The 17,456-nt window shown below is 76.6% G+C and carries 18 protein-coding genes; 16 read left to right on the top strand and 2 right to left on the bottom strand.

Annotated features, from left to right (window positions below; all coding sequences use genetic code 11):
• Positions 1 to 10: 10 nt before the first annotated feature.
• The 14 genes from glmS (at position 11) to Acit_RS01370 (ending at position 12,783) form a co-directional block, all read left to right on the top strand.
• Positions 11 to 1,861, top strand: a complete 1,851-nt coding sequence (gene glmS, locus Acit_RS01305; RefSeq protein WP_248105142.1) for a glutamine--fructose-6-phosphate transaminase (isomerizing) — start codon at positions 11 to 13, stop codon at positions 1,859 to 1,861.
• Positions 1,858 to 2,343 (top strand): holo-ACP synthase, encoded by a 486-nt coding sequence (acpS, locus tag Acit_RS01310; RefSeq protein ID WP_248105143.1) that lies wholly within the window; start codon positions 1,858 to 1,860, stop codon positions 2,341 to 2,343. The genes glmS and acpS overlap by 4 nt, the downstream gene beginning before the upstream one ends.
• Entirely contained in the window at positions 2,340 to 3,803 is a 1,464-nt protein-coding gene (locus Acit_RS01315; RefSeq protein ID WP_248105144.1) for an NAD(P)H-hydrate dehydratase, read from the top strand. The genes acpS and Acit_RS01315 overlap by 4 nt, the downstream gene beginning before the upstream one ends.
• Positions 3,800 to 5,080, top strand: coding sequence for an alanine racemase (gene alr / locus Acit_RS01320; protein ID WP_248105145.1), 1,281 nt, complete (start codon positions 3,800 to 3,802; stop codon positions 5,078 to 5,080). The genes Acit_RS01315 and alr overlap by 4 nt, the downstream gene beginning before the upstream one ends.
• Complete coding sequence (locus Acit_RS01325; RefSeq protein WP_248105147.1) at positions 5,044 to 6,084, top strand: alpha/beta fold hydrolase; 1,041 nt, start codon at positions 5,044 to 5,046, stop codon at positions 6,082 to 6,084. The genes alr and Acit_RS01325 overlap by 37 nt, the downstream gene beginning before the upstream one ends.
• 16 nt (positions 6,085 to 6,100) lie before the next feature.
• Positions 6,101 to 6,691 (top strand): uracil-DNA glycosylase, encoded by a 591-nt coding sequence (locus tag Acit_RS01330; protein WP_248105148.1) that lies wholly within the window; start codon positions 6,101 to 6,103, stop codon positions 6,689 to 6,691.
• Positions 6,688 to 7,260 (top strand): tRNA (adenosine(37)-N6)-threonylcarbamoyltransferase complex ATPase subunit type 1 TsaE, encoded by a 573-nt coding sequence (tsaE, locus tag Acit_RS01335; protein WP_248105150.1) that lies wholly within the window; start codon positions 6,688 to 6,690, stop codon positions 7,258 to 7,260. The genes Acit_RS01330 and tsaE overlap by 4 nt, the downstream gene beginning before the upstream one ends.
• The gene (tsaB, locus tag Acit_RS01340; RefSeq protein ID WP_248105151.1) at positions 7,260 to 8,066 is read left to right on the top strand and encodes a tRNA (adenosine(37)-N6)-threonylcarbamoyltransferase complex dimerization subunit type 1 TsaB; all 807 of its coding nucleotides are present in this window, start codon (positions 7,260 to 7,262) and stop codon (positions 8,064 to 8,066) included. The genes tsaE and tsaB overlap by 1 nt, the downstream gene beginning before the upstream one ends.
• Before the next feature lie 38 nt (positions 8,067 to 8,104).
• Positions 8,105 to 8,638, top strand: a complete 534-nt coding sequence (gene rimI / locus Acit_RS01345) for a ribosomal protein S18-alanine N-acetyltransferase (RefSeq protein WP_248105152.1) — start codon at positions 8,105 to 8,107, stop codon at positions 8,636 to 8,638.
• Positions 8,639 to 8,647: 9 nt separating this feature from the next.
• Positions 8,648 to 9,673: a tRNA (adenosine(37)-N6)-threonylcarbamoyltransferase complex transferase subunit TsaD gene (tsaD, locus tag Acit_RS01350; RefSeq protein ID WP_248105155.1), complete on the top strand. Its 1,026-nt coding sequence runs from the start codon at positions 8,648 to 8,650 to the stop codon at positions 9,671 to 9,673.
• Between the two features lie 127 nt (positions 9,674 to 9,800).
• Positions 9,801 to 10,094, top strand: a complete 294-nt coding sequence (gene groES / locus Acit_RS01355) for a co-chaperone GroES (RefSeq protein WP_248105156.1) — start codon at positions 9,801 to 9,803, stop codon at positions 10,092 to 10,094.
• Between the two features lie 107 nt (positions 10,095 to 10,201).
• A complete protein-coding gene (groL, locus tag Acit_RS01360; RefSeq protein WP_248105159.1) occupies positions 10,202 to 11,830 on the top strand; it encodes a chaperonin GroEL in 1,629 nt (542 codons plus the stop codon).
• Between the two features lie 197 nt (positions 11,831 to 12,027).
• Entirely contained in the window at positions 12,028 to 12,261 is a 234-nt protein-coding gene (locus Acit_RS01365) for a ferredoxin (protein WP_248105161.1), read from the top strand.
• Positions 12,262 to 12,315: 54 nt separating this feature from the next.
• Positions 12,316 to 12,783 (top strand): hypothetical protein, encoded by a 468-nt coding sequence (locus Acit_RS01370; RefSeq protein WP_248105162.1) that lies wholly within the window; start codon positions 12,316 to 12,318, stop codon positions 12,781 to 12,783.
• Positions 12,784 to 12,942: 159 nt separating this feature from the next.
• On the opposite strand, the gene Acit_RS01375 is transcribed toward Acit_RS01370, so the two are convergent.
• Positions 12,943 to 14,319 (bottom strand): hypothetical protein, encoded by a 1,377-nt coding sequence (locus Acit_RS01375; RefSeq protein ID WP_248105163.1) that lies wholly within the window; start codon positions 14,317 to 14,319, stop codon positions 12,943 to 12,945.
• A 175-nt stretch (positions 14,320 to 14,494) separates the two neighbouring features.
• Here Acit_RS01375 and Acit_RS01380 point away from each other — a divergent pair, with 175 nt between their 5' ends.
• Positions 14,495 to 15,145: an NUDIX hydrolase gene (locus tag Acit_RS01380; RefSeq protein WP_248105165.1), complete on the top strand. Its 651-nt coding sequence runs from the start codon at positions 14,495 to 14,497 to the stop codon at positions 15,143 to 15,145.
• A 115-nt stretch (positions 15,146 to 15,260) separates the two neighbouring features.
• Positions 15,261 to 16,334, top strand: a complete 1,074-nt coding sequence (locus Acit_RS01385) for a LacI family DNA-binding transcriptional regulator (protein ID WP_248105167.1) — start codon at positions 15,261 to 15,263, stop codon at positions 16,332 to 16,334.
• Here Acit_RS01385 and Acit_RS01390 read toward each other — a convergent pair.
• Positions 16,331 to 17,419: an alpha/beta hydrolase family protein gene (locus tag Acit_RS01390; RefSeq protein ID WP_248105173.1), complete on the bottom strand. Its 1,089-nt coding sequence runs from the start codon at positions 17,417 to 17,419 to the stop codon at positions 16,331 to 16,333. The genes Acit_RS01385 and Acit_RS01390 overlap by 4 nt on opposite strands.
• Between the last annotated feature and the right edge of the window lie 37 nt (positions 17,420 to 17,456).

Consider the following 17,456-nt stretch of genomic DNA (forward strand, 5'->3'; position numbering starts at 1 on the left):
CTGGGGGCCCATGTGCGGCATCATCGGGGTCACCGGCCGGCCCGACGCCCTCCAACTCCTCCTCCAGGGCCTGGAGCGCCTGGAGTACCGGGGCTACGACTCGGCCGGGGTGGTCCTGGCCGAAGGGCAGGGCCTCTGGCGAGTCCGGGCGGCTGGCGGCACCCAGTCGGTGGCCCAGCTCCGCAAGCTGACCGAAGGCGCCCCGCCGGCCGCTGCCGGCATCGGCCACACCCGCTGGGCCACCCACGGCCGGCCATCGGAGGCCAACGCCCATCCCCACGTCGACTGCAGCGGCCAGCTGGCCCTGGTCCACAACGGCATCGTCGAGAACGTCGACGAGCTGCGCCGGGAGGTCCTGGCCGCCGGCCACGAGCTGCGCTCGGAGACCGACAGCGAACTGGTCGCCCACCTCCTCGAGGACGCCCTGGCCGGACCGGCGGCCGGTGACCTGCCCGCCGCGGTCCGCCAGGTCCTGGCCCAGCTGCGCGGGACCCTGGCCCTGGTGGTCGTCCACGCCGCCACCCCCGAGCTCCTGGTGGCCGCCCGGCGGGTGTCCCCCCTGGTCCTCGGTCGGGCGAGGAGCGGCGCCGCCCTGGTGGCCTCGGACGTGCCGGCGCTCCTCGGGGAGGCCGAGGAGACCTGGGTGCTGGACGACGACCAGCTGGCGGTCCTCCGTCCGGGGGCCTGCGAGGTCCAAGACGCCCGGAGCGGCCGGCCCGTCGCCCCCCGGCGCCTGGAGGTCGCCTGGACCCTCGAGGAGGCCCAGAAGGGCGGCTACCCGGACTTCATGTCGAAGGAGATCGCCCAGCAGCCCGAGGCCCTGGCCGACACCCTGGTCGGCCGGCTCCACCCGGTCGAGGGCATCGGCCTGGACGAGGTCCGGATCCCCGAGGAGGAGCTCCGCCGGGTCGACAAGGTGGCGGTCGTGGCCTGCGGCTCGAGCTACCACGCCGGCCTGGTGGCCAAGCTGGCCATCGAGCACTGGGCCCGCCTGCCGGTCGAGGTCGAGGTGGCCTCGGAGTTCCGCTACCGGGACCCGGTCCTCGACGAGCGGACCCTCGTGGTCGGGATCAGCCAGTCCGGCGAGTCGGTCGACACCCTCCAGGCGGTCCGCCACGGGCGGGACAACGGGGCCCGAGCCCTCGTGGTCTGCAACGTCGTGGACTCGTCCCTGGCCCGGGAGGCCGACGGGGTGCTCTACACCCGGGCCGGTCCCGAGGTCTGCGTGGCCGCCACCAAGACCCACGTGGCCCAGCTGGCCGCCTTGGAGCTCCTGGCCCTCCACCTCGCCCAGCTCCGGGGCACCTTGGCCCCGAAGCGGGCCGGCCAGCTCTTCGAGGCCCTCGCCGCCCTGCCCGACCTCGTGGCCCAGGCGGTCGAGCGGGGGCCGGCGGTGGCGGCGGTGGCCGAGACCCTCCTCGGTGCCCGGGACGTCTTCTACCTCGGGCGCCACGTCGGCTACCCGGTGGCCATGGAAGGAGCCCTCAAGCTGAAGGAGCTGGCCTACGTCCGGGCCGAGGCCTACCCGGCCGGCGAGCTCAAGCACGGCCCCATCGCCCTCGTGGAACCCGGCACCGTGGTGGTGGCCGTGGCCACCCGCCAGCCCCTCTGGGAGAAGCTCATGGCCAACCTCGCCGAGGTCCGGGCCCGGGGGGCCCGGGTGGTGGCGCTCGCCAGCGACGGCGACGAGCGGACCGCCGAGCACGCGGACGAGGTCCTCTGGGTCCCCCCGACCGAGCCCCTCTTCTCGCCCCTGGTCGACGTGGTGCCGCTCCAGCAGCTGGCCTACGAGGTAGCCCGGCGCTCGGGCCGGGACGTCGACCGGCCCCGGAACCTGGCCAAGACCGTCACCGTGGAGTGAGGCCGGTGGTGGGCTCGGGGATCGCCGGCCAGCCCGGGGCCCAGGGCACGGGGGCTGGGGGCGGCGTCGTCGCCGGGACCCTCGTCGGGGCCATCGCCGGCGTCGGCCTCGACGCGGTGGCGGTCGAGCGCCTCCGCGCCCTGCTGGCCCGCCGGCCGGCGGTCGCCGACCGGCTGTTCCACCCGGCGGAGCTGGCCTACGTGGCCCGCCAGCACGACCCCGTCCCGTCCCTGGCGGTCCGCTTCGCCGCCAAGGAGGCGGCCATGAAGGCCCTGGGCGTGGGTCTGGGGGCCTTCGGCTTCCAGGAGGTCTGGGTGGAGCGGGTCGCCCCGGGACCACCCGCGCTGCACCTGGCCGGGCGGGCCGCCAAGCTGGCCGCCCACCGTCGGGTGGCCCAGTGGCACCTCTCCCTCAGCCACACCGCCGAGCTGGCCCTGGCCCTCGTGGTGGCCGAGCGGGGCGTCCAGGAGGTGTCCGGGTGATCCCGGTCCTGAGCGTCGAGGAGATGCGGGCCGCCGACGCGAAGGCCCTCGAACGGACGAGCCACGCCGCCTTGGTGGCCCGGGCCGGCCGGGCCCTCGGCCTGGTGGCGGCCGAGCTGCTCCGGGAGCGCCGCGGCCGGGTCGCCGGGGCCCGGGTGACCGTGCTGGCCGGGCCCGGCTCGAACGGGGCCGACGGCACCGTGGCCGGCCGGTTCCTGGCCGACCGGGGCGCGGCCGTCGAGGTCCTCGCGGCCCGGCCCGGCCCCCCGGCGGTCGGGACCGGGGCCGACCTGCTCATCGACGCCGCCTACGGCACCGGCTTCCGCGGCAGCTACGAGGCCCCCGAGCTCCTCGGTGACCCCTGGGTGCTGGCCTGCGACATCCCCTCGGGGGTCGACGGGGACACCGGCGCGGTCTCGGGTCGGGCCCTCGCCGCCCGGGCCACCGTGACCTTCGCGGCGCCCAAGCCGGGCCTGCTCCAGGGCCAGGGGGCCGAGCTGGCCGGGACGGTCCTGGTGGCCGACATCGGCGTTGACCCGTCTCGGGCCCGCGCCCAGCTCCTGGAGGACGCCGACCTGGCCTGGCTGCCGGGCCGTCCACGGGAGGCCCACAAGTGGCAGCGGGCCGTGGCGGTGGTGGCCGGCTCGCCCGGCATGCGCGGCGCGGCGGTGCTCTGCGCCCGGGCCGCCGCCCGAGCCGGGGCCGGCATGGTCCGCCTCGGCCTGCCGGGGGTGGCCGAGCCGTCCCTGCCCATCGGGGAGGCCGTGGCCTTCAGCCTGCCGGCCACCGACTGGGCCCCGGCCGCCTTGACCCTGGCGGAGCGCTGCCGGGCGCTGGTCCTCGGGCCGGGCCTGGGTCGCCAGGAGCCGACGGCGACGGCCGTCAGGCGGGTGGTGGCCGAGTGCCCCCTCCCCGTGGTCCTCGACGCCGACGCCCTCTTCGCCCTGGGCACGGCCAGCGAGGCTCGGGCCCTCGTGAACCGCCGGCCCCGGGGCGGCACCGACGTCCTGCTCACCCCCCACGACGGTGAGGCCAGCCGGCTGCTCGGCAGCGCGCCGGGGCCCGACCGACTGGCGGCGGCCCGTCGGCTGGCCGAGGCCAGCGGCTGCACCTGCCTGCTAAAGGGCAGCACGACGGTGGTGGCCGAACCCGAGGGTCGAGCCTGGCTGGTCACCGCCGGTTCGCCGGTCCTGGCCACCGCCGGCACCGGCGACGTCCTCGCCGGGGTGGCCGGCGCGTTCCTGGCCGCCGGCCTGCCGGCCAGCCAGGCCGGGGCCCTGGCCGCCCACGCCCACGGGCGAGCCGCCGCCCTCGGCTGGTCCCATGGCCTCGTGGCCGGGGACCTGCCCGAGCTCCTGGCGAGGTGGCTCTCGACCGCCGAGCGTGCCGGGCCCGCCCCCGGCCCCCTCCCGGTGGCCCCCCTCCGGACCTGGCTGGCCACCCGGCGAGGCTGGCGGTGAACGGGCCGGCGGACCCCGTCCCTGGGGCCGGGCCGCTCGCCGCCCCGAGGGCGCCGGTCGGGCCGGCGGTCTCCTGGCACCGGCCGGCCTGGGTCGAGGTGGACCTCGGGGCCCTGCGGCGCAACGCCGCCCGCCTGGCCCGCCTGGTCGCCCCGGCGGGGCTCTGCGCCGTGGTGAAGGCCGACGGGTACGGCCACGGGGCCGAGCTGGTGGCGAGGGCCGCCCTGGCTGGTGGGGCCCGCTGGCTGGCCGTGGCCACCGTCGACGAGGGCCTGGCCCTCCGGCGAGCCGGGATCGAGGCCCCGGTCCTGGTCCTCTCCCAGCCGACCCCCGAGGCCCTCCGGGCCGCCCGGTCGGGACGGCTGACCCCGACCCTGGACACCCTTGCGGGGGTCCGAGCCGCCGCCGCCGCGGCCGGGGAGGGGCCTTGGCCGGTGCACCTGAAGGTCGACACCGGCATGCACCGGGCGGGCTGCGCCCCCGAGGAGCTCCTGGGCCTGGCCCAGGCGGTCGCCGACAGCGGGCGGCTGGTCCTCGAGGGCCTGTGGACCCACCTGGCGGTGGCCGACGGGAGCGGACCCGAGGACCAGGCGTTCACCACCGGCCAGCTCCGGGCCTTCGAGGCCGCCCGCCGCCGCCTGCTCGCCGCCGGCCTGCCCCCGCTCCTGGCCCACGCCGCCAACTCGGCCGCGGCCCTCACCCGGCCCGAGGCCCGCTACGACCTGGTTCGCTGCGGCATCGCCCTCTACGGCCTGGCCCCCAGCGAGGCCCTGGCCGCGCCGGCGGACGCGCTCGGGCTCGAGCCGGCCCTCCGCTGGCGAGCCCGGGTCACCCGGGTCCAGCGCCTGCCGGCCGGGGCCCGCCCGTCCTACGGCCGTCGCCGGGCCCTGCCCCACGCGGCCACGGTGGCGGTCGTGCCGGTGGGCTACGCCGACGGGGTCCCCCGGGGGGCCTTCGAGGCCGGCTTGGCGATCCTCGTCGGGGGGCGCCCCCGGCCCCTGGCCGGGGTGGTCACCATGGACCAGCTGCTCCTCGACTGCGGCGACGACCCGGTCCAGGTGGGGGACGAGGCGGTCCTGCTCGGCCGCCAGGGGACGACCAGCCTGACGGCGTGGGACTGGGCGCGTACCCTGGGCACCATCGCCTACGAGGTCCTCTGCCACATCGGGCCCCGGGTGCCCCGGGTGCCGGTCGACGAGGAGGACCGAGGCGGCGCGGCGAGCGAGGAGGAGGTGGCCAGGTGCCAAGGACGCCCAGGCGGTCTCGGGGACGGCTGAAGCTGGCGGGCCTGCTGGCCGGCCTCGGGGCGGGAGGCGGCCTGGTCGCCGGCTACCTGGCCCAGCACCGGGCCGCAGGCCGGGCCAAGCAGGCGGCCCAGGCCCGGGCCGAGCGGGCCGCCGGGTTGGCGGTGCCCGACGACGTGGTCCAGCACCGGGTGACGCTGGACGACGGCGGGGTCGCCCACGTGCTCGAACGGGGCCAGGGGCAGCCCATCGTCCTGCTCCACGGCATCACCCTGGCCGCTCGGGTCTGGGGGAGCCAGCTGGCCGCCCTCGGGGAGCGCCACCGGGTCCTGGCCCTGGACCTGCGGGGCCACGGGGCCTCCGAGCCCGGCCGGGACGGCTTCGAAGGGGGGATGGCCCGGCTCGCAGCCGACGTCCGCCAGGTCCTTGACGCCTTGCAGGTCGAGCGGGCCGTCCTGGTCGGCCACTCCATGGGCGGCATGGTCGCCCTCCAGCTGCTCGTCGACGCCGACCCCGACTGGCGGGAGCGTCGGGTCGCCGGCCTGGCCCTGGTCGACACCTCGGCCGCCCCGACCGCCGGCTGGCCCGGCGGGGGCCGCCTGCAGGGGCCGGTCTCGGCCCTCGGTGCCCGGGCGGTCCTCCTGGCCCAGCGCTTCGGGGCGGCGGCCCTCCCGAGCGCCGACGTCCGCTGGTGGGCGGCCCGGGGCGCCTTCGGCCCTGACCCGGACCCGGTCCAGGTGGCCATGACCGACGAGCTGGCCGAGGCCACCCCCATGACCACCCTCGCCCACCTCCTGCCGGTCCTCGCCCGCTTCGACCTGGCCGACCGACTGGTGGAGGTCGACCTGCCGGCCCTCGTGGTGGTCGGCACCCACGACCACCTGACCCCCCCGAGCCACGCCCGGCGTCTCGCCGAGGGCCTGCCCCGGGCCGAGCTGGTCGAGCTACCCCGGGCCGGTCACATGCCCATGCTCGAGCGGCCCCGGGAGCTGGCCCGGCTGCTCGAGGACCTGGCGGCCAAGGTGGCGGGCAGCTGAGGGCAGGGGGTCGGCCATGACCACCGCTGCCGATCGCCTCGCCGCCCTGGCCGCCACCGCGGCCGAGTGCCGGCGCTGCGCCCTGGCCGCCGGGCGCACCCAGGTGGTCTTCGGGGTCGGGAACCCCGAGGCCCGGCTGGTCCTGATCGGCGAGGGCCCCGGGCGGGAGGAGGACCTTCGGGGCGAGCCCTTCGTGGGGCGGTCCGGCCAGCTCCTCGACGCCCTGCTCCGCCAGGAGCTCGGCGTGGACCGACGGCAGTGCTACATCGCCAACGTCGTGAAGTGCCGGCCACCGGGCAACCGGGACCCCCGGCCCGAGGAGATCACCGCCTGCCGGCCCTACCTGGACGGGCAGCTAGCGGCCATCGAGCCGAGCGTCATCGTCACCCTCGGCAAGTTCGCCAGCCAGGTCGTCCTGGCCAGCGGCGAGGGCATCCGCCGGCTGCGGGGCCGGGTCCACCCGGGGCCCCAGGGCGCCTGGGTGGTCCCCACCTACCATCCGGCGGCCGCCCTCCGGGGCGGGGCGGCGGTCGTGGCCGAGATGCGCGCCGACCTGGTCCGGGCGAAGGAGCTGCTCGTGGCCCCGGCCCAGGAGGCCCGCTCGTGAGCGGCGCCGACCTGGTGGTCCGCACGGCCAGCCCCGAGGGGACCCGGGCGGTCGGCCGGGCCCTGGCCGGCCTGCTCCAACCCGGTGACCTGCTCGTCCTGGCCGGGGACCTCGGGGCCGGGAAGACCACCTTCGCCCAGGGGGTCGGCCAGGGGCTCGGGGTGAGCGACCCGGTGGTGAGCCCCACCTTCACCCTGGTCCGCCAGTACCGCTGCGGGGCGGGGGCGCCGGTGCGGACCCTGCTCCACGCCGATCTCTACCGGCTGGACCAGCTGGCCGAGGTGCTCGACCTGGACCTGGCGGAGCTGGTCGAGGACCAGGCGGCCGCCCTGGTCGAGTGGGGCGACGTGGCGAGCGAGGTCCTCGGGCCCGAGCAGGTCACGCTGGTCCTCCAGCCGACCGCCGACGAGGACGCCCGAGAGCTGGCCCTCTGGTTGCCGCCCAGCTGGGCGGGCCGGCGGGACCCCCTGGAGGCGGCCCTCGCGGGGCTCGGGCTGCTGGCGGAGGCCAGGGTGGCGCACCGCCAGCCAGGGGGGCAGGGGCCGGGCGGGACCGGAGAGGAGCGCTGATGGCCGTGCTGCTGGCCCTGGAGTCGGCGACCGAGGGGGCCGGGGTGGCCCTGGCCGACGAGCGGGGGCTGCTGGCCGAGGTGCGCCTGGGTCGGGGTCGGCGCCACGCCGAGACCCTGGCCCCCGCGATCCAGGAGGTCTGCCGGCTCGCCCAGGTCACCCTGGCGGGCCTCGACGCCCTGGCGGTCGACGTCGGCCCGGGGCTCTTCACCGGCCTTCGGGTGGGCCTGGCCACCGCCAAGGGCCTGGCCATGGGGCTCGGCCGGCCGGTGGTCGGCCTGAGCAGCCTCCAGCTGCTCCTGGCCGGGGCCGCCGCCCTGCGGGCGCGGGGCCCGGTGCTGGCCGTGGTGGACGCCCGGCGGGGCGAGGTGTTCTGGAGCCAGGCCGAGCTGGACGGGACGGCCCCGTGGTGGCGGACCGGCGCGCCGGCCCCGACGGCGAGCAAGCCCGAGGTCGGGCCGCCGGCCGCCCTCGCCTGGGTGGTCCAGGAGCTCGTGGCCGCCGGCCGGGTCCCCCTGCTGCTCGGGGACGGGGCATGGCGGTACCGGGAGGAGATGGAGCGGGCTGGCGGGCAGGTGGCCGACCCGGCCCTCGCCGGCCTCGCCCCCGGGCTCCTCGCCGAGGTGGCCCTCGCCGAGCTGGCCGCTGGGCGGGCGCAGTCGCCCGAGGCCGTCGGCCCGCTCTACCTCCGGGAGGCCGACGCCCAGATCGACTGGGCTCGCCGGCACCCCACCCGACCCCGCGTCGAGCCCCCCGGGGCGCCCGACGGTGCGCCCCCGCCGGTCGAAGGGGCGTCGCCGTCCTGAGCGTCGAGGGACCCGAGCCGGGCGTCGCCGGCCCCACCGTGGGGGGCCGAGCGGTGGCGGTGGTGGCCATGACCCGCCGGCACCTGCCCCAGGTGCTGCGCATCGAGGAGGCCTGCTTCCCCCGGCCCTGGACCCCCGGGCTGTTCCTGAGCGAGCTGGCCCAGCGTCACTCCCGGCGCTACCGGGTGGCCCTGGCCGGCCGGCGGGTGGTCGGCTACCTGGGGCTCATGGTGGTGGTCGACGAGGGCCACGTCACCACCGTGGCCGTCGACCCCGGGGCCTGGGGTCGGGGGGTGGCCACGGCACTGCTCCTCGACGCCGCCGGGGCCGCCCCGGCCCTTGGGGTGCGGCACCTGACCCTGGAGGTCCGGGTGGGCAACGACCGGGCCCAGGCCCTCTACCGGCGCTTCGGTTTCGCCCCGGTGGGCTTGCGGCGGAACTACTACCCCGAGACGAACGAGGACGCCCTGGTCATGTGGGCCCGGGACGTCGACACCCCCGAGTACCGGGCCCGCCTGGCGGCCATCGCCGCCGAGCTGGCCGCCCGAGGCGAGGGGCCCGAGGACCGGTAGGCTGCGGCCGTGCTGGTCCTGGGCATCGAGACCTCCTGCGACGAGACGGCGGCCGCCGTGGTCGACGAGGCGGGCACCATCCGGTCCTCCGTGGTCTCCAGCCAGGTCGACGTCCACGCCCGCTACGGCGGGGTGGTCCCCGAGCTGGCCAGCCGGGCCCACCTGGCCCTCCTGCCCCCCGTGGTCGGCGACGCCCTGCACGGGGCCGGGCTGGGGGCGGACCCGGGGCGGGCCCCGGTCGACGTCGTGGCGGCCACCGTTGGGCCGGGCCTGGTCGGGGCCCTGCTGGTCGGCTCGAGCCTGGCCAAGGGCCTGGCCATGGCCTGGGACGTGCCCTTCGTCGGGGTGAACCACCTCGAGGGCCACTGCTTCGCCGCCCTCCTCGACCACCCCGAGCTCCGCTGGCCCGTGGTGGTCGTCCTGGTCTCGGGCGGCCACACCATGCTGCTCGCCATGGACGGCCCCGGCCGTTACCGGCTCCTCGGCCAGACCCTCGACGACGCCGCCGGCGAGGCCTTCGACAAGGTGGCCCGCTTCCTCGGCCTCGGCTACCCAGGCGGGCCGGCCATCGAGCGGACCGCCAAGGCGGGGGACCCCACGGCGTTCGCCTTCCCCCGGGCCCTCCTCGACCAGGGGTTCGACCTGTCGTTCTCGGGCCTCAAGACGGCGGTGGTCCGGGCGGTGCGGGCCCGGCCTGACGCCTCGGACGCGGACGTGGCCGCCTCCTTCCAGCAGGCCGTGGTCGACGTGCTCGTGGCCAAGGGCCTGCGGGCGGCCGAGGCAGTGGGGGCCAGCGGCATCTGCCTGGCCGGCGGGGTGGCGGCCAACGGGGCCCTGCGGGCCGCCTTCGCCGACGCCTGCGCGGCCAAGGGCCTGGCCCTGGCGGTGCCCAGCCGGGCCATGTGCACCGACAACGCCGCCATGGTGGCCGCGGCCGGCGCCTGGCAGCTGACCCACCTCGGGCCCTCCCCACTCGACCAGCCGGCCGAGCCCGGGGCCGGGCTGCCCCTCGAACGGGTCCTGGCCGGGGCCTGAAGGGACCGGACACGGCCCTCGCCGCGGGCTTGTCGCGGACCGGGGTGGTTGCCAGCCGCCCCGCCGTCCGTTACTGTTAGCACTCGTAAGGTTCGAGTGCTAACGCCCAACAGGAGGCGAACCTGCGATGAAGCTGCAGCCCCTCGAGGACCGCATCGTCGTCCGGCCGGGAGAGTCCGAGGAGACCACCGCCTCGGGGCTGGTCATCCCGGACACGGCCAAGGAGAAGCCGCAGCAGGGCGAGGTGCTCGCCGTGGGCCCGGGCCGTCGGGCGGAGCAGACCGGCGAGGTCATCCCCCTGGACGTGGCCGTGGGTGACACCGTCGTCTACTCGAAGTACGGCGGGACGGAGATCACCGTCGACGGGGAGGACCTGCTGATCCTCTCGAGCCGGGACGTCCTGGCGAAGGTCCAGAAGTAACCGGGGCCGTTCGGCCCCACGCCTGGTCGCGGCGGCCCCCTGGGCGGGAGCGCCCCCCTGGGGCGGTTCGCCGCGATCGGGCCCGAGTCCGACGAGGAACGGGAGCCATGCCGAAGATCCTGAGGTTCGACGAAGAGGCCCGACGGTCCCTGGAGGCCGGGGTCGACAAGTTGGCGAACACCGTGAAGGTCACCTTGGGGCCCAAGGGCCGCAACGTGGTGATCGACAAGAAGTTCGGGGCGCCGACCATCACGAACGACGGGGTGACGATCGCCCGAGAGATCGAGCTGGAGGACCACTTCGAGAACATGGGGGCCCAGCTCGTGAAGGAAGTGGCTACGAAGACGAACGACGTGGCCGGTGACGGGACGACGACCGCCACCGTCCTCGCCCAGGCCCTGGTGCACGAGGGCCTGCGGAACGTGGCCGCGGGGGCCAACCCCCTGGCCCTGAAGCGCGGGATGGACAAGGCGGTCGAGGCCGCGGTGCGGGCCATCGCCGAGCAGGCCAAGGAGGTGGACAGCCAGCAGGAGATCGCCCAGGTGGCCGCCATCTCGGCGGCGGACGGGGCCATCGGGGAGATCCTGGCCGAGGCCATCGACAAGGTGGGCAAGGACGGGACGGTGACCGTCGAGGAGTCCAACACCTTCGGCCTGGAGCTGGAGTTCACCGAGGGCATGCAGTTCGACAAGGGCTTCCTCTCGCCCTACTTCGTGACCGACCCCGAGCGCCAGGAAGCCGTCCTGGAGGACCCCTACATCCTGCTGGTGAACGGCAAGATCTCGGCGGTGCACGACCTGCTGCCGGTGCTGGAGCGGGTCATGCAGACCCACCGGCCGCTCCTGGTCATCGCCGAGGACGTCGAGGGCGAGGCCCTGGCCACCTTGGTGGTGAACAAGATCCGGGGCACCTTCTCGTCGGTGGCCGTCAAGGCGCCGGGCTTCGGGGAGCGGCGCAAGGCCATGCTCCAGGACATGGCCATCTTGACCGGCGGGCAGGTCATCTCGGAGGAGGTCGGCCTGAAGGTCGAGCACGCCACCTTGGACCAGCTGGGCCGGGCCCGGCGGGTCATCGTGACGAAGGACGACACCACCATCGTCGAGGGTGCCGGGTCCAAGGAGGACGTGGAGGCCCGGGTGGCCCAGATCCGGCGGGAGATCGAGGAGACCGACTCGGACTGGGACCGGGAGAAGCTCCAGGAGCGCCTGGCCAAGCTGGCCGGCGGGGTCGCCGTGGTCCGGGTCGGGGCGGCCACCGAGGTGGAGCTGAAGGAGAAGAAGCACCGCATCGAGGACGCCCTCTCGGCGACCCGGGCGGCCATCGAGGAGGGCATCGTGGCCGGCGGCGGCACCGCCCTGGTCCGCAGCCGGGCAGCGGTCGAGCGGCTGGCCGAGGAGCTGGAGGGCGACGAGGCCACCGGGGCGCGCATCGTGGCCCGGGCCCTCGAGGAGCCGCTCAAGTGGATCGCCGAGAACGCCGGCCTGGAGGGCGCGGTGATGGTGCGGCGGGTCGAGGCCGAGAGCGGCAACGTCGGCCTGAACGCCGCCACCGGGGTCCTGGAGGACCTGGTGAAGGCCGGGGTCATCGACCCGGCGAAGGTCACCCGGTCGGCCCTGCAGAACGCGGCGTCGGTCGCCGGTCTGCTGCTCACCACCGAGGCCCTGGTGGCCGACAAGCCGGAGAAGAAGGAGCCGGCGGCCCAGGGCGCGGGCGCCGGGGGCGGCATGGGCATGTGAGCTCCGCGAGGAGCGCCCACGTGCGCCGAGTGGTGTGACGGGGCGGGTCGTCCAGGGAGCAGCTCCCCGGGCGACCCGCCCCGGCGCGTCCGGTCCCCGACCGGCCCGCAGCCACCCGGGTGAGACGAAACCAGTAAGATCGTCTCACGGGATGGTCCGGTGGGGCCGGGCGGTTCGAGAAAGGGGGTCGAGGCGTCGTGAAGGTCTGGATCGACCAGGATCTCTGTACGGGGGACGGGCTCTGCGAGGAGATCTGCCCGCAGGTCTTCGTGCTGTTGGACGACGGCTTGTCCTACGTGAAGGAGGGCGACCAGGTCCTCTCCGACCCCGGTGGCCAGGCTTCCTTGGCGGCCGTCCCGGCCGAGCTGGAGGACGCCGTGCGGGAAGCGGCCGAGGAGTGCCCCGGGGAGTGCATCTTCATCGAGGCGTAGCCTCCCTGGCCCCGTTGGCCGACGGTCGGTCGCCCCGTCGGCGAGAATGGGGTTGTGGCAGCGCCTGACGACGCCCAGCAGGGCCCCGCCGAGGCCGGCGGCGGCGCTCCGTTCCCGGTGAGCGGACCGGGCTGGTCCCCCGAGGGCCTCCCGGGGTCATCGGGGCCACCAGCCGGTCGGGCCGAGGAGCCGCCGGCCGAAGCGCCAAGTGGCCAAGCGGCCGAGCCGGAGGGGGCCACCCCCGGCACCGAGGTCCCGATCACGAAGACCGCCACCACCTGGGCGGTGGTCGCGGGCGCGCTGGTGGTCCTGGTGGTGGTCCTCGTCTTCATCCTCCAGAACCTCCACGACGCCACCACCCAGTTCTTCTCGGCGAAGTGGACCATCCCCCTCGGGGTCGACCTGCTCCTGGCCGCGGTCCTGGGCGGCCTGGTCGTGGCCCTGGTGGGGACCCTCCGCATCCTCCAGCTCCGTCGGCTGGCCCGCCGCCGAGGCCGGCTGCACGCCCGCCACCACCACTGAACCCCGGGGCGCGGGCCGGACGGTCAGCGGGTCGGGGCCCCATCCGATTGGCCCCGGTGCGGGTCGTCGAGGACCGTCGAGTGGAGCTTCACCGTCTGGTGCACCGGGACGAGCTCCGGACGGATCGTGGCGGTGCGGTCCCAGGACTTCGTCGTGCCCTCAGGCGGAACCGACGCGGCCCGCCTCGGCGACGAGGAGCTTTTGGGGCTGTGACCCGCGGGGCTCCGGCGGGGCGGCCCGCCCCCGGCGGAGCGGCGCGGGGTAGGCGGCGAGCAGCTCGGCTGCCAGGCCAGCCAGGACCACCAGCCACCAGGCCCACTCGGCCTGCCACCAGGTGTTGCAGAAGAGGGTGACGGCCACGGCCACGGCCACCCCGAGGACCAGCCGCCAGCGCAGCACGCTGGCGGCCAGCATGCCGACGGCCAGGCCGGGCCAGAGGTAGTAGGCCACCATGACCGACTCGAAGGCGCAGCGCAGGGCCAGGGCCAGGGCCACCCACCAGACGACGCTGGCCAAGGCGGCTGGCGCCCAGGGTCCGGGGCCGCTCGCCGGGCGACCGCCGGTGCGCTGGGCTCGCTGCCAGGAACGCCAGGCCGGCCAGGCCACGAGGCAGGCCAGGCCAGCGGCCAGCGAGCGGGCCGGGCCGGCGGCCACCGTCTGGGAGGTCAGGCGGGGGGCGAGGACCATCCAGGGGGTGGGCCGGTCGATGTGGGGCCAGTTCGGCTGGACCACCACGTGGTACCAGGTGGCCGACCAGTTCGCCCCGAGGGCCACCGCCAGGACCAGGGCGGGGGGCAGGGCTGCCCGGCCCAGGTAGGCGAGGGTGGGGCGCAGGCGAGCACCGGCGGCGGTGACGGCCAGCACCGGGACGGCCAGGGCCACGAGGGGCTGGACGGCCAGCGCGAACCCGACGAGCCAGGCCGAGCGGGCCGGGCGGCCGAAGGCGGCGGCGTCGAGGGCGAAGAGGAGCAGGGCGACGGCGACGCAGTCCTCGGGGTGGCCCCAGTAGGGCACGACGTTCCAGAGGGCCACGGTCTCGGCCCCGGCCAGCAGGAGCCGGCGAGGCCAGCTGATGCCGAGGTGCCGGGCCAGGCGGTCGGTGGCGAAGAGCACCGAGGAGGCGAGCAGGAGGGTCCAGGGAAGCAGGACCACCCAGGCCAGGGTGTGGGCCGAGGTGCCAATGGGGGGGCCCAGGGGCAGGTGGAAGCCGACGATGACCGCCGCGGCCGGCGCCAGGATGATGGCGGCACCCGGCAGGGAGACGAGGTTCGTCCCGTTGCTGTAAAGGCCGCCCAGGTCGCCCCGGACCAGGCGGGTGGCAGCCAGGGTGGTCCGCCAGAGGTCGGCCGGCTCGTACCAGACCCCGGCGTGGTCGACGTGGAGGTTCCACCAGAACGAGAAGACGAGCCCCGCCACGAGGAGGCCGGCGCTGGCCAGCACCGCCGGCAGGCGCCGGCGCAGGGCCCGGCCCAGGGTGCCTCGAGCGGCCGCAGGCCGGTCGGGCTCGACGCCCAGGACCGCGGGCAGGGACGCCACCGGGTCATCGTAGGGCCCGGGGGGACCATCGAGCCGAGCACCCGGGGCGACCCGTACCTCGACTGGTACGGTCCGAAGCGTGGCTGGGGAGCCGATACGGACGGAGCGGTCGTCCTGGCCGCCCCGGCCGGCGGCCTGGCTGCCCGGCGCTCCGGCCCCCTGGGCTGCGCTCCCGGTGGCTGCCCGGTCCCGGGTCTCGGTCGCCCAGGTGGTCGGGGCGGTGCTCCCCGGGGAGCCCCCCGTCCCGACGGTGCCGGCCGGCTGGCGGCTGGCGGCGGTGCTCGTGGCCCTCTTCGAGGAGGCCGGCCAGGCCCGGGTGGTCCTGACCCGGCGCTCGGACCATCTGCGGTCGCATCGGGGCGAGGTCAGCTTCCCCGGCGGCCAGGTGGAGCCCGGGGAGGCCCTCTCGGTGGCGGCCTGCCGGGAGGCCCGGGAGGAGATCGGCCTGGCTCCCGACACGGTGACCCTGGTCGGGCACCTGGATCCCTTGGCCACGGTCTCCTCCCGCCGGGTCCTCGTGCCGGTCGTCGGGGTGCTCCCCGGCCGACCCGAGGCGCGGCGCAACCCGGCCGAGGTGGCCCGGGTCTTCGACGTGGCCCTGGTCGACCTACTGGCCGACGGGGTTTTCCACGAGGAGCGCTGGCCGGCCCGCCCTGGGTGGCCCGAGGGGCTGCGGCCCCGGGGGGACGACGGGCGCAGCGCCCACTACCCGGTCTGGTTCTTCGAGGTGGCCGGCGAGACCGTCTGGGGGGCCACTGCCCGGGTGCTCGTCGACCTGCTCGGCCGGAGCCTCGGCCTGCGGGGCTCGACCGGTCAGCCGGGCTGACCCGGCCCGTGGGCCGGTCCGGGGCTCTTGGCCTCGCGGTACCCGCCTCGAGGTGGTCGTGCCCGGCACCGACCGTCGCCGGCGCGGGTGCAGACGATTGCGGAAGACTGGGGGGGTGGCGAGCAGACGGGTGACCCTGGCGGACGTGGCCCGGCTGGCCGGGGTGCATCCGGCGACGGCGTCCCGGGCCCTCAACCAGGTGGACGGGTCGGGGCTGGTGAGCCCGGCCACCGTGGCGCGGGTGACCGCGGCGGCCAACCGCCTGGGGTACCGGCCGAACCCGGTGGCCCGGTCGCTGCGGACCCGGCGGTCCCACACCGTGGGGGTGGTGATCCCGGACCTGGCAAACCCGCTGTTCCCGCCGGTGATCCGGGGCATCGAGGACCGCCTGGCCGAAGGGGGGTACGTGGCCTTGCTGGCCAACACCGACGACGACCCGGCCAGGGAGCGCCAGCTGCTGGAGCGGATGCGGGAGCGGCACGTAGACGGCCTGGTGCTGGCCACGGTGCGGCGGGGCACACCGGAGCCCGCTGGGCCGGGGGAGGAGGACCTGCCGGTGGTCCTGGTGAACCGGGTGGCCGAGGACCGGGCCCTGCCGGCGGTCGCCGCCGACGACGTGAGCGGGATCCGCCTGGCGGTGGCCCACCTGGTGTCCCTCGGGCACCGGCGGATCGGTCACGTGGCCGGTCCCCAGGACCTCTCCACCGGGGCCGGCCGGCTCCGGGGCTTCCGGCTGGGCATGGCCGAACAAGGCCTGGAGGTCGGGCCGACCGACGTGGTGGTGGCCGAGCGCTACCAGGTCGCCGAGGGCCTGCGCTGCGCCCGCCAGCTCCTCGCCCAGCGGCCCCGGGTGACGGCCATCGTGGCGGCCAACGACATGCTGGCCCTCGGGTGCTACCGGGCCCTGGCCGAGGCGGGCTTGGCCTGCCCACAGGACTGCTCGGTGGTGGGCTTCAACGACATGCCCTTCGTCGACCAGCTCTCCCCGCCGCTCACCTCGGTCCGCTTCGACCACTACGCCATGGGCCGGGAGGCCGCCCAACTGATCCTCGAGCGCCTGGCCACGCCCGGGTGCCCGACGAAGGTCGTCTACCTTCCCCCGGAGCTCGTGGTCCGGGCCTCCACCGGCCCGGCCCCCCGGGGGGGTCTGGGCGCCGGCGGGGGAGGGGGGCGGCGGCGGGCCGACTAGGCGGCAGGGTCCCCCGGACCGACCAGGCGGCCCCCGAGCTGCCGGGCCACCCAGTCGGCGGTGGCGTAGCGGTGGTGGGCCGGCAGGTTGGCGCAGCCGTGGTTCCCGTCCTCGAGGACCCGCAGGTCCACCGGCCCGGCCGCCTCGGCCGCCAGCCGCTCGGCCTGGGCGACCGGGAAGAGCCGATCCCGCCCGCCGAAGACGACCTGCAGGGGACAGCGGATCCGGGCCGCGACCCCCTCCAGGGTCAGTTCCCGGGCCCGCCTCGCCGCTGCCTCACCGGCGCAGCCGGCCCGGACGGTGAAGGCCAGGCGGGTGAGCGGCGGGAGCTGGTCGAAGACCGCCCCGAAGTCGTAGGGCCCGCCCAGGGTCACGCAGGCCCGCACCCGGGGGTCGACGGCCGCCACCCGGCAGGCGTAGTAGCCGCCCAGGCTCACACCCCAGACCGCCAGCCGGTCCCCGTCCACCTCGGGCTGGGCCGCCAGGGCGTCGAGCATGGCGGCACCGGGTCGCTCGAACGCCGGCTCGATGGGCAGGAGCAGTTCGGCCTCGCCCTGCCCGGGCCCGTCGACCGCCACCGTGGCCAGGCCCCGTTCCAGGAAGAGCGCCTCGGTCGCCCGCAGCTCCTCCTTCGTGGAGTCCAGGCCGGGCAGCAGCAGGACGGTCGGGAAGGGACCCTCGCCTCGCGGGGCCCGCAGGACGCCCGCCAGCTCGACACCGGCGTAGGGCACGGCGATGCGCCGGCCCGGCGGTTCGAGGTGGGGCAGGGCGGCGTCGAGGCAGGCGACCGCCTTGCGATGGGCCGCCACCATCCGCTCCCGGTCGTGGACGAAGAGGAACTTCCCGAAGTGGTAGTAGACCGCCGCCCGGGCCAGGTGGGCTCCGGCGCTCAACCCGCAGCCCTCGGCCAGGGCGGCCCTCCCCAGGGCCTCGTGGACCGCCGCCTCCTCGCACCAGGCGTCCAGCCAGTCGTCCCAGCGCTCCACCCGGCTCGTGATCCGGGCGAAGTCGTTGGGGTCGACCCCATTCGCCGTGCAGCGGGGCCCCCAGGTGGCGACCGCGATGCGCACCAGGTCGTCGGCCACGGCCGCACCGTACTGCAGACGATTGTCATCGGCAAGG

Origin of the sequence: Aciditerrimonas ferrireducens, assembly GCF_023130475.1 — a bacterium.
Taxonomy (GTDB): domain Bacteria; phylum Actinomycetota; class Acidimicrobiia; order Acidimicrobiales; family UBA8190; genus Aciditerrimonas; species Aciditerrimonas ferrireducens.

Coding starts and splice junctions, on each gene's coding strand:
- tsaB (WP_248105151.1), top strand. CDS start 7,260: ATGGCCGTGCTGCTGGCCCTGGAGTCGGCGACCGAGGGGGCCGGGGTG.
- glmS (WP_248105142.1), top strand. CDS start 11: ATGTGCGGCATCATCGGGGTCACCGGCCGGCCCGACGCCCTCCAACTC.
- Acit_RS01330 (WP_248105148.1), top strand. CDS start 6,101: ATGACCACCGCTGCCGATCGCCTCGCCGCCCTGGCCGCCACCGCGGCC.
- groL (WP_248105159.1), top strand. CDS start 10,202: ATGCCGAAGATCCTGAGGTTCGACGAAGAGGCCCGACGGTCCCTGGAG.
- groES (WP_248105156.1), top strand. CDS start 9,801: ATGAAGCTGCAGCCCCTCGAGGACCGCATCGTCGTCCGGCCGGGAGAG.